8 protein-coding genes and 1 tRNA gene are annotated in these 11,307 nt (G+C 54.6%); 4 read left to right on the forward strand and 5 right to left on the reverse strand.

Translation table 11 applies throughout. The features are described from left to right. The first annotated feature begins 175 nt into the window (after positions 1-175). Positions 176-1,486, forward strand: a complete 1,311-nt coding sequence (locus RC85_RS22970; protein ID WP_162273238.1) for a recombinase family protein — start codon at positions 176-178, stop codon at positions 1,484-1,486. Positions 1,487-1,751: 265 nt separating this feature from the next. Here the strand turns inward: RC85_RS22970 and RC85_RS22975 are convergent. Both RC85_RS22975 and RC85_RS22980 read right to left on the reverse strand, forming a co-directional pair. After that, positions 1,752-1,825, reverse strand: a tRNA-Met gene (locus tag RC85_RS22975). Positions 1,826-1,907: 82 nt separating this feature from the next. After that, positions 1,908-4,046: a fused MFS/spermidine synthase gene (locus RC85_RS22980; RefSeq protein WP_068267086.1), complete on the reverse strand. Its 2,139-nt coding sequence runs from the start codon at positions 4,044-4,046 to the stop codon at positions 1,908-1,910. A gap of 189 nt (positions 4,047-4,235) precedes the next feature. Between RC85_RS22980 and RC85_RS22985 the strand changes: the two genes are divergently transcribed. Further along, entirely contained in the window at positions 4,236-4,499 is a 264-nt protein-coding gene (locus RC85_RS22985) for a hypothetical protein (RefSeq protein WP_068267087.1), read from the forward strand. Between the two features lie 160 nt (positions 4,500-4,659). Here RC85_RS22985 and RC85_RS22990 read toward each other — a convergent pair whose 3' ends face one another. The 3 genes from RC85_RS22990 to nadB all read right to left on the reverse strand — a co-directional run bounded on the left by RC85_RS22990 (position 4,660) and on the right by nadB (position 8,435). Then, a complete protein-coding gene (locus tag RC85_RS22990) occupies positions 4,660-5,622 on the reverse strand; it encodes an AAA family ATPase (protein ID WP_068267088.1) in 963 nt (320 codons plus the stop codon). Continuing rightward, on the reverse strand, positions 5,622-6,587 hold the full coding sequence (locus RC85_RS22995) for a lipase family protein (protein ID WP_084422958.1): 966 nt from the start codon (positions 6,585-6,587) through the stop codon (positions 5,622-5,624). The genes RC85_RS22990 and RC85_RS22995 overlap by 1 nt, the downstream gene beginning before the upstream one ends. A gap of 153 nt (positions 6,588-6,740) precedes the next feature. Next, on the reverse strand, positions 6,741-8,435 hold the full coding sequence (gene nadB / locus RC85_RS23000) for an L-aspartate oxidase (RefSeq protein ID WP_068267089.1): 1,695 nt from the start codon (positions 8,433-8,435) through the stop codon (positions 6,741-6,743). Positions 8,436-8,775: 340 nt separating this feature from the next. On the opposite strand from nadB, the gene RC85_RS23005 reads away from it, so the two are divergent. Both RC85_RS23005 and RC85_RS23015 read left to right on the forward strand, forming a co-directional pair. Beyond that, the gene (locus RC85_RS23005) at positions 8,776-9,765 is read left to right on the forward strand and encodes a CDP-alcohol phosphatidyltransferase family protein (protein WP_068267090.1); all 990 of its coding nucleotides are present in this window, start codon (positions 8,776-8,778) and stop codon (positions 9,763-9,765) included. Between the two features lie 588 nt (positions 9,766-10,353). Continuing rightward, on the forward strand, positions 10,354-11,097 hold the full coding sequence (locus RC85_RS23015) for a class I SAM-dependent methyltransferase (RefSeq protein WP_084422959.1): 744 nt from the start codon (positions 10,354-10,356) through the stop codon (positions 11,095-11,097). The last annotated feature ends 210 nt before the right edge of the window (positions 11,098-11,307 follow it).

Genomic DNA, 11,307 nt, shown 5'->3' on the forward strand with positions numbered 1-11,307 from the left:
GTCACTCACACTGACCCGACGCATCTCGGCGGCGGCGCTGAGCAACGCCTTGGACTGCTCATCGAGCCGGACCATCAACGAACTATTCTTTTGCATGGCTTGCTACACTATTGGCTTGGATGGCGAACTTCAACAATCTTCATTGTACTGCACAACGCAATACGCGGCAACATTGATGAGTTTTTCTCTTTTCGTGAAAAAAGGCGACGAATCGGAGGCTGAACGGGGCTCCATGTGCGATACGGTGACAGCCATTTACGCGCGTCAGTCACGCAGGCGTGGTCAGGCCTACAGTTCGTGCGAAAATCAGATCGACTTGTGCCGATCGTTGGCTTCGCAGCGGAAATGGTTGGTTACGCACGTGTTTTCCGACGAAGGGCAGTCCAGCGAAACATTGGATCGTCCGCAACTTTCGCGACTGGTAGCCGAAGTCGAAGCAGGAAAGATCAACCGCCTGGTCGTCTACAGCATTGATCGGCTTTCGCGACGATTGGCGGATTTCGGGCGGTTGCTTCAATTGTTCGAGAAGCACAACGTCGAACTGGTGGTCGTGACAGACCCGAACTATAGCGATACCGCGGCCGGCCGATTGATGACCAACATCGTTGCGGCAGCCAGCGAATTTCAGCAGGATTTGACGCGTGAGCGGATGGCGGACATGCGGTCGGCTTACAAACGCGTGGGCAAACGCGTCGCCGGACGGGTGCCGTTTGGCTATCGGGCGGAATCGGTCACGAAACAGCTCGTCGTTGATCCAGTCCAGTCAGTCGCCGTTCGTGATTTCTTTGCATTGGCGTCGAAGGGTAGCCGACCGAGCGAGCTTGCGGGCTTGGCGAATCAAAGCCATTGGAAAGATCAAAACGGAAACGTTGGAAAATGGACGCCTCGACGAATTTTGAAGTTGCTCAGCAATCGTGTTTATGTCGGCGAGATTCCCGATGGCGATTCAACGTTACCGGGGGCCCACCAGGCAATCGTCTCGGTTGCTGCTTTCGATGCGGTGCAAAGGGAATTGATCAGCCGACGGACTCAGCAGTCCCCGCGAGGTGAACGCCGAGCACGTGGTGGTCACAAACACGCGGGATTGTTGGGGTTACTCGTTTGTGGTGGTTGCCATCGCCCGATGAGCACGAGTATTTCGCACCGCGGTCCGGTTCGCTATCTGTACTACCGATGTCGATCGAACGCTGGCGGAGTGGCACCGTGTCCAGGAGTCAACATCGGCGTCTACGAACTGGAGCGGTTCGTGTGCACAGTGATCACGGACGTCGAAGACATCAGCTCGGAGATCCCACTGGAACTTCGGGAGCACTGGAAACAAATTGATCAACGGCAACTTCAAACGGACCTGCCAAGGATTGTCGAGAAAGTCATTTACCACCACGGCTCGGGAGAGCTCACGATCGAACTGGATGACGACCGCCTGCACTCGCTTGCGGCCGGGCTGACTGAGTCGCCCGAGCGGACGGATTCAGAGAGTCTCTAAACGCCGGAAATTCACCTAAGCCGGAGGTCGGAGAGACAAGAGAGTGCCGAGACCTTTGGTCAGGGTGTCGGCCGATGGTGTACGCCACCTGAATCGGAGACTCGCTAACAGCAGAGACAAAGAGAGTCGCGAGAGCTAGCGACATCGCGTTGCGCACGGCAAAACAGGCGGTAAATAACGAAAAAAGGCCGGCGTCGATCATGATGATCAACGCCGGCCAATCTCTGTACTCGGCGGTCGCACTGAACAGGCGAACACCAGGAAATTGCGGGAGCCGGATTTGAACCGACGACCTCGAGGTTATGAGCCTCGCGAGCTACCGGGCTGCTCCATCCCGCGGCGGTAGGATAGCAACTTGGTGTTTTGGGCGATAGGGTCGCTACGACACTTTCAGGAAGGAAATCGGTTTTTTGATGCGGGGCTACCAGGCTCGTAGTACGCTGACCAAATTGTGGTGCTGGTCGGTCCAGAAAGGGGCGGATCGGAGTTCGGCCTTCGTTGGCGATGTTCCGTCGGCTAGCTGTTCGCTGTTCCAGATTTCGTTGCCGGGTTCGGTGATCAAAATCCAAACCGCCTTGCTGGTACATAGGTCTTCGTCACCGTCGCTGCGCATCGTGCGTGCAGTCATCCCGACCGACGAAACCATGCGATGAACCAACGGTGCAAGATCCAAGTGACTGTTGGACACGTGAATCGCAAGCACGCCGGATTCTGCTAAACGAGACCGGAACAGTTCGATCGCTTCGATGGTCAACAGGTGAGCCGGGATGGCGTCGCTGCTGAATGCGTCCAGAACCAGCAAGTCAAACTGCTTGTCAGTCATCCGTTCCAAAACCAATCGTCCGTCGCCGAGGTGATGGGTCAGTTCGGCTTGGCTTTCTCGCATGAATGAGAAATGTGTTTTGGCAATGTCCACGACCGCAGGATTAATCTCGACCAAGTCGAAGTGATCCGTTGGGCGACCGTAAGTCGTCAAGACTCCACACCCGAGACCAACAACGCCGATTTCGAGTGAGTCTTGGCGTTGTTGAAGCAACTGTGTCGCTCGTCCCACGCCGCTGACGTGACTGTAGTAGGTGGTGGGTTGTTGAGCGTGCTGACCAGTTCGTTGCATACCGTGAATGGTGCTGCCGTGAACCAAGTGCAGTCCGTCATCGTCTTTAAGCACTCGCAACATGCCGAAGAAATTCCGCTCCGACGCAACAGTTTCATCTCCGCTTCCATTGATCACGCCGATCATCGGTGCGGCGACCAGTGCGGCGGCGAAGTATCGCATTCGGTAAGCTCGATCCCAATCGTAGCTGGGCATTTGCCAACCTTTAACGGCGACAAACAGGACGAAGATCAATCCTTTGGCCAAGATCATTGAAACCGGCAGTTCGATAAAGCTGTCGAACAACATTGGGCAAAAGACAGCGACAATCAGTCCACCGATCGCTCCGCCCGCGGACAGCATCGTGTAGTACTGGGTCAGCAAACGTGCCGGTGGTTTCAGCCGAGCGACTTCGCCGTGACACATCAGGCAAATGCCCAACAGGAAGACCATGAACGAGACGACCAACGAGACCAGTTTTAGGTGTTCGGGAATCAAGTCCTTCAATTCGATCGCTGCAACCGCGAAGATCGTGACGACGGCGATCAGCTTGGGACGATACCACTGCGGTGAATCAAAACAGATAATAAAACTTAGCAGGTACAAACTAAGCGGCAGCACCCACAAGAATGGAACAACCGCGACGTCTTGGCAAACGTGATTGGTGACGACCAGCAACATGGTCGATGCCATGGCGGGGAATCCGATCCATGCGGCACGGGTTTTCCAACTGACTGATGCAGGCAATGCGATTGGCGTATCGCTTGTTGATTCAACCTTGGGCGAATCCTGTTTGACTCGGAAAAGTTTGATCGCGACCATGCCAATGACCAACAAGAATGCACACAGCATCAATGACCATGTCGTGCTTTGCTGAGACACCGATAGAACGGGCTCGACAACGAATGGATAACTGAGCAGCGCGACAAGTGACCCGGCATTGGACAGTGCGTACAACCGATAGACGCGGTCGGAACTGTCTTGGTAACTGAGCCAGGCTTGGACCAGTGGGCCGGTGCTGGAGAGAACAAAGTATGGCAAACCAACATGTGCCAACAACATCCATAGCAGATACATTGTTGGCGTTTCAGAACCGGTGGGCTTCCATGCGTCCGACGGCTGAATCGGTAAAAGCAAAACGGCGGCGCTAAGCAATGTTAAATGAATGACAGCTTGCATCGCTGGTTTGAAAAATGTGCGCAGGCAATGTGCGTACAGGTAACCACCAAAGAGCAACAGTTGGAAGAACAACATGCACGTCGTCCAAACCGCAGGCGTTCCGCCAAACCAGGGCAGGACACACTTGCTGATCACCGGCTGAACTTGAAAAACCAGAAACGCACCCAACAGAGTCGAAGCGGCGAACCAGAAGATCGATGTCTTGCCAACAGTTGATTCTGCAGGCGAGTCGATCGGGTGATCCAGTGGAGTGGACGTGTTTGAAACGGTTGAGGTTTGTGTGGTCATCGAAATCCCATGCGTTGGTGCTACGTCGATAGCCGGAGCTATAGACTTCGCTTAAACGTTGCACGTAATTCGGACCGATGACGGAAGATTGCCCGGTTTTGTGGGTTGTTTCTTTTGTTCAGATTTTACACGCGATCGTGGCGGACCGTTTCCAAGCTTGTGCATTGACTAAACGATCTACCGGCAAGGATGCTGATTCTTATCCTTCGTGAATTTACCGGAGCGCTGGCTGTGAACGATAACCAAAACGTGATGACTGAAATTTTGGCTCAGCAAGGACATTCGGAACTCGAGATTCAGCGTTTGTTGATCCGCTTGCAGGATTACGACAAACGAACGATCCGCGATTCGGTGTTTCATTCCATCGCCGATGGCACCTTTAGCATCAGTGTTGGTGATAACACCTCTGCCGAGGAGACCGTTCGCCAGTGGGGACCGGTGCACGCACGGTAGTCGGCGGGATGGCTTAACGTAGGCCGTAGCGAGTTTTGCGAGTTACGGCAGGGTTGCACCAAGATGCCGTAACTCGCTTTACTCGCTACGGCCTACGGGTTTTGCGAGTTTTGCGGGTCGCGATTTGCAATCTTTATTTACGTCGGGCGAAAGCTGACCGCTAGAACGGTTCTTCGTCTTCATCATCATCTCGGTCGGGATGAAGCGGGTCGTCGGTGTCGAAGAACAGGTCGGCTAGGCCGAGTGGGACTGAATCGCCACCGAGAGTTCGTTTTCGACGCTGGGCTAAATCTTCCAGATCGACGGCGTCTTCGCCCAAGCATTTTTCGAGTGCTTCCTGCCACGCAACGTCACGCGAGATCGGATGGTCGGGATCTTGGATCATTCGCTTCATTGCGAAACGCATCAGGTTGAGTCCGTCGCGGAGCGAGAAGTCTAACTTGAGTTCGTGGCTGTGCTGCAAAAACTCGACTGTCATCGCCAGCATTTCTGATTCAGCGAACGGCAAGTGATATTGCAGGATCGCCATCTCATCTTGCTTATTGGGAAATCCGATTTTGAGTGTCGGCTGCAAACGGCTGAGGATGTAATCGGGAATTTCGAAGGTCGATTCATCTTGGTTCATTGTCACCGCGGCGCGAAAATTATGGTCCGCTGGAATCGTCACACCGGCGACGATCGATTCGACCAAACGTCGTCCGTCAAACAGCGGCGCAAGCGAAGCCCATGACTTTTCGTTCATGCGATTGCCCTCGTCCAAAAGACAAACGCCACCCATGATCATTGCCGAAACCAACGGCGACGCGTGATACGAAATCTCACCACCCTGACTCAGCACCGGCGTAACCAACAAGTCTTCTGGGCGTGTGTCAGCGGTACACTGATAAATGTAGAGCGGTCTGTTTTGGGCTCTTGCCGCCGCGATCGCCAATTGAGTTTTGCCGACGCCGGGCGAACCGACCAGTCGAGGCGTTAGCGGCAAATCGGCATCATCGACAGTGATCCAGCATGCTAAAAGCTGCATCAGGACTTCTTGTTGCCCGATCCACTGCGTATCCGACTCGTAGGGCTGAGCTAGCTTGAGGGTCAGGTCACCAAATTCTGCGTATCCAGCGTCAGTCATCAAGTTGCTTCGCTTTCATTGAGGTCTTCTTTTTCGATCGGGTCCGATCCTTCTTGTGCGTAGGCGTCCGCCCCTTTGGCTTGCCCACCATCGGCAATCTCTTTGCGTTCGGTTTCGACAGCCGCCAAAATTGCATCGATGTATTGATGGATGGAATGATCGCCGAAGTGATCAATCTTCCACTTCAACAAACCACCCAGGAAACCTTTCCAGCGATCACGGCGGCGATTGATGTGCCCAATTTGTTGAATCTCGCCGTTGCGGTTCAGGTAAACTTCTTGGCCGCAGTGTCGGTACCCTAACAGGATTGGCGGGACGCGTGTCACGATGTCGTTGTTGTTGACGTACCGAAAGTGATCGAGCTTGACGTAATTGACGTAGCGGTTGTTACCGACACGTGGACTGCCGTAGGAATAAAGCTGTTCAGGGTTGCTGTTGATGTGAGACAGGAAACAACGCCCGGCGCAGATCGTTGCCATGGCACCGCCGAGTGAATGACCGCAAAACCAAAGTGGTTGTTCGTTGTTTAGCAGCGCGGTTTCCAACATCGGCCACAGGTCATCAACTTCTTGTTTGAACCCGCGATGCACTTTGCCGGTCGTTTCGGCCAGCACCGATGCCGCGTTTGCATCCGCTTTGATGTCGTTCCATTCGTTAGGTTCGGTGCCGCGGCAAGCGATGACACAATCGTGGTCATTCCTGAACCGGAAAGCCTGCGATCCGTCTCGATCGTAGAACGTGACGTCACCGAATCCGATGATGTCGCAGGCACGCCTGGCTTCGTCTTCGTCGTTGTAGGCAATCATTGCCAGTTCAGCGAACAGCAACGACTTTTGCAAAAACGTCATTTCGCCGATCGGTCCGGTGACGCGTGAATGCAGCACCAGCCGCAATTCACCGGGATCCTTGACGCTGTCTAGCGTGTCTTGATTGTGATCAAGTGCCTCAATTGCGCGTTCCAACATGATTCAAAAAATCCTTTTTGGGTGATTCAGTTTGTTGCTGGCTGTTAAACCGCGTGAGCATCGGCCGGTGTTGGTTACTTCAGACATTTGACTGCGCCGTCGGGGTAACAGACTCGTCGTTTGCTCGCTGTCGCCCCGTGCGGGGCTAGAGCATTAACTGTTGCTGTGTCCGGGCAAATCTTGGGCTGAAAAAGTTGCTTCGGTTACCTCGGATGGTTTTAACAGATCACTGGCTTGCGGGTGACCACCATCGACATCGACTTTGATCATCAAGTGGCGACGCCATTGGTCGTCGCGTGGGATCGGGAAATCGCTTCGGAAATGCACGCCGCGTGATTCCGTTCGGGCTAATGCAGATTCGACGATACAGGAAGCCGTCAGCATCAAGTTCTGCAATTCCCAGCCTTCCACGCTACTGAATTGGTGCGTCATTACGTAAGCACCGAACGAGCGAATCGAATCGGAAGCTTCGCGGAGTCCTTCGGCGGTCCGTTCGACGCCCGCCAATCGCCCCATCAAGGTTTTCAGAGAAACGCGAACGTCGGCGACGTCAAACTTTGTGTCTCGATCGACCACGGGACTAGAAATCGGCAACGCTTCCATCTTGCTGGGTTGTTCAGCCGCTGCACGTGCCGCTGCGATTCCGGCGTGGGCACCGTAGACCAGACCTTCCAGCAAGCTGTTGCTGGCCAGCCGATTCGCACCGTGCAAACCGCTGCTGGTCACTTCGCCAGCCGCCCACAACCCGGGCATGCTGGTGCGTCCTTGGCGATCCACCGTCACACCGCCGATTTCGTAATGAGCACCCGGTCGGACGGGGATTCGATCGACGGCAATGTCCAATCCGAATTTATCGCAAGCGTCCGCGATGCCGGGGAATCGCTTGTGGACTTCTTTTGCGTTTAGATGCGACAGGTCCAAGTAAACGTTGGAGTGTTTTGTTTCATCCATTTGTCGGATGATCGATTGGCTGACCACATCACGCGGTGCCAACTCGGCCCGATCATCGTAGTCGGGCATGAAGCGATGGCCGTTGGTGTCGACCAAATGAGCACCTTCGCCGCGGACGGCTTCGGTGATCAGCGATCGTGACGAACCGGCGATGTACAAAACGGTTGGATGAAACTGAACAAATTCCATATCACGCAGTTCAACGCCGGCTCGATAAGCCAACGAAGTACCATCGCCGGTTGCGACTGATGGATTCGTGGATTCGCGATAGACTTGCCCGTTGCCTCCGGTGCAAAGGATCGTTTCCTTTGCCCAGACCATCACGGTTCGACCATGATGGTCAACGATCACGGCACCGCGGCAACGGCCTTCGTAGGTCAGCAGATCAACGGTGAAGGCGTTTTCCCAAATTTCGATGTGATCGGCCTCGCGAGTTTTTTCGATCACCGCTCGCATGATTTCCGCGCCCGTCGCATCGCCTCGGGCGTGGACGATTCGTTCGCGTGAATGACCACCTTCGCGGCCCAGCATTAATTCTCCTTCGCTGGAATCAAACTGCGTTCCCCACTGGACCAATTCTTCGATTCGCCGGGGGCCTTCGCGGATGACCATTTCGACGACTTCGCGTTCGCACAGATTCCCGCCGGCGGCCAGCGTGTCGCTGACGTGGGAATCGAAACAGTCCGCAGGATCCAGGACGCCGGCGATGCCGCCTTGGGCGTAATTGCTGTTGGATTCTCGAAGCACGTCTTTGGTGACGACAAACACGGATTGGTTGGACGCGACCGCGTTGGCAGCCCGCAAACCGGCCAAGCCACCGCCGATGACTAGCACGTCAGTAAAACGATGAAGTGCCCGCCGAGAATCAAAAGGCAGCAGGTATCGAGGAGTCATCATCGGGCGGACTGGGTCTGAAAGGGGGAACCGGTTCTGGGCAAAGCCGGGGGCGTATCGACAATCTGTGAATATAACCGATACTTTGGTTTACCATGAGTGTGTGGAAATGCCGGAGGTCTTGCGGCAACGCCGTAGCGGATTTTAATCAGCCGTTTTGGCGTTAACCACGGTTCTTGTCAGTGAAGGAGGAACCGTGGCTAGCGCCAAAACGGCTAATTGCGCGTGGGCGACGGAACGAGAATCAGCTACTGAGTTTGCCTGACCGGTAGTGGTTCACAAAAACATTGCCCTTCTTTTTCATTTCCCACCACTCACGAAGACACCACTCTCAAAGAACCTGATGAGCGAAATCAAACGCAGCCTCCGATCCGGAACTGAACACCTTGATAGTGATATCGAGGATTCTGGAACGCTGGAATCATCCGAGTCGCGTGATCTGAATCGTGACGGTGAATCGGATCGCCAGCGTCGGCGGCGGGTGCGGCGAACACGGCGGCGTCAATTGACTCTTTCGGTTCTGCCGACATTGTTAACGCTCGGCAACGGTGCTTGCGGTTTAGCGGCGATCGCGGTCGCGATGAGCGTCAATTTGGATTGGCCGTTGGAGACCAAAATGATGGTCGCTGGGCTGTTGATTTTTGGCGGCATGTTGTTCGATGCCTTGGACGGTTCGGCTGCGCGGATGACTGGCCAGGAAAGCGAATTTGGTGCTCAACTGGATTCGCTTTGTGATGCGATAACGTTTGGGACGGCACCGGCGGTTTTGGTTTGGCGTTTCAATTCCGGCGGTTTTCTGCCTTTGAAATTGACTTGGGCGATTGGGACGTTGTTCGCGCTTTGCGTTCTGATTCGGTTGGCTCGGTTCAATGTGGAAACCGACGAAGACGACTCGCACGAGGGTTTTGAAGGTCTGCCCAGTCCCGCCGCGGCGGGCACGATCGCTGCGTTTGCAATCGCAATGTACGAACTGGCATCGTACATTCCTCAAACAACCGCTGGATCAGCAGACGTCGCCGATTCGACTTGGCGGAACGTTGCATGGTTGGCCGAGCAAACTCTTAACGGGTTTCATTACGTGATCCCATTGCTCGCGTTGGCGTTGGCGTATTTGATGGTTTCGCGGTTCCAGTATCCGCATATTTTTCAGCAATTGATTCGCGGTCGCCGATCGCCTCATCAGTTTAGCCAGGCTCTGTTTGTGTTGATCGGAGCGTTTCTTTTTCATGCGTTGGTTTTGCCGGTCGCGTTCTGCTATTACGCGTTTCGTGCGCCGGCCCAAGCGTTGTGGCTTCGGTCTAAGAATGCAACGCAAGCAGCGGATCAGAGCTGATTTGCTGGGCAGCGTCGTTCTAAGCTGTTTAACCGCGTGGGCATCGCCCCGCGCGTTTGGTTCCGCGTGGACGCGCGGGGCGATGCCCAACGCGGTTAAACAATTTTGGAACCGTTCACAGCGCCAGGCTTCGGTCTAAGAATGCAACGCAAGCAGCGGATCAGAGCTGATTTGCTGGGCAGCGTCGTTGCGAGCTGTTTAACCGCGTGGGCATCGCCCCGCGCGTTTGGTTCCGCGTGGACGCGCGGGGCGATGCCCAACGCGGTTAAACAATTTTGGAACCGTTCACAGCGCTGGGGTTCAGTTGGGTTCGGGGCTTGTCCAGCGCAAGGCTGACGGTTTTGATGGCTAGTTTGTATCGGGTACGTAAAAGATCGGCCTTGATCGGTTCAATCTGGGTCTCGACGAATGTCGCTGAGCGACGTATTCTGCGTCTAAGTTTGGGTGGCGAAACGACTTATCTGCTTCTGCCGGTCGGCAAGCCGAGTTGGTTTACCTGAGTTGACTCAGAGCCCAGTTTTGCAATCCTAACGAGGCGGCCAGTTATGCAGAGGCCGATAATCCAGTTGCTTTGAAGGTGGTCGGTTAATGTCTAGTGCACAACTTGGTGAAGAAGAACAGACAACGGTGAACGAAATAGATCCAAAGGATGCCGATGCCAGTTCTTCGTTTCGAAGCAACGGTGCAAAGGGGACAGCGAAGGGAACAGCGAAGAAAGCTCAGCCTCACGCGAGTCCGTTCTACAACAATTTAGTCCCGGCCTATCAAGCGTTGTGGCCTGCGATGGCAAAGCGTCGCATCCTGGCGACGATCAAGGCGCTCGACATTCCGGCCGGCACGAACTTGCTGGAAGTCGGCGTCGGGACAGGCATGTCGTTGGAAAGTTATCCCAAAAACATTTCGGTGACCGGTGTCGATTTGTCCGAAGCGATGTTGTCTGAAGCGGAACAAGCGATTCAGGAAAACCATTGGAATCACATCAACGTGCTGCCGATGAATGCAGAGAAGTTGACGTTCCCCGATTCGACGTTCGACATGGTGACGTCGTTCCACACGATCAGCGTGGTTTCGGAACCGCGAAAAATGATGAGCGAAATTGTCCGGGTGTGCAAACCTGGTGCTCGCATTCTGTTGATCAATCACTTCCGCAGCGACAATCCGCTGATCGCAAAAGTGGTTGACCAGGCTGGCAACATTACCAAGCGACTCGGTTGGCGAACCGATTTGGAAGTCAACGAAGTGCTGGGTGAATTGCCGCTGCGTTTGGACGAGCGATATAAAACGAATCCGTTTTCGCTGTTCACCGTGATGAAGGCCACTTGCAAGCCGTAGAACGGAATTAATTCCGTCGCACCGGCGGGCCTCTTCGCATAGGAACTGTCCCGAAATAACTTCCCGGTTTTCCCGTAGCTGGTCCCGCCAGGGTTCAGTTCACTGCTGGCATTCCGCGTCACCTCAATTTTCGGGTAGCGGAACTCGCCAAGAGTTTCGGCTACGAGGGGGACGCCGAAAGTCTACGCGACTTCCGCTACCTCCTAACCG

Origin of the sequence: Rubripirellula obstinata, from assembly GCF_001642955.1 — a bacterium.
GTDB classification, from domain to species: Bacteria; Planctomycetota; Planctomycetia; order Pirellulales; family Pirellulaceae; genus Rubripirellula; species Rubripirellula obstinata.

Excerpts from the sequence above, each read along its gene's own strand:
- nadB (WP_068267089.1), bottom strand. The coding sequence starts at position 8,435 with ATGATGACTCCTCGATACCTGCTGCCTTTTGATTCTCGGCGGGCACTT.
- RC85_RS22985 (WP_068267087.1), top strand. The coding sequence starts at position 4,236 with ATGCTGATTCTTATCCTTCGTGAATTTACCGGAGCGCTGGCTGTGAAC.
- RC85_RS23005 (WP_068267090.1), top strand. The coding sequence starts at position 8,776 with ATGAGCGAAATCAAACGCAGCCTCCGATCCGGAACTGAACACCTTGAT.
- RC85_RS23015 (WP_084422959.1), top strand. The coding sequence starts at position 10,354 with ATGTCTAGTGCACAACTTGGTGAAGAAGAACAGACAACGGTGAACGAA.
- RC85_RS22980 (WP_068267086.1), bottom strand. The coding sequence starts at position 4,046 with ATGACCACACAAACCTCAACCGTTTCAAACACGTCCACTCCACTGGAT.
- RC85_RS22995 (WP_084422958.1), bottom strand. The coding sequence starts at position 6,587 with ATGTTGGAACGCGCAATTGAGGCACTTGATCACAATCAAGACACGCTA.
- RC85_RS22990 (WP_068267088.1), bottom strand. The coding sequence starts at position 5,622 with ATGACTGACGCTGGATACGCAGAATTTGGTGACCTGACCCTCAAGCTA.
- RC85_RS22970 (WP_162273238.1), top strand. The coding sequence starts at position 176 with ATGAGTTTTTCTCTTTTCGTGAAAAAAGGCGACGAATCGGAGGCTGAA.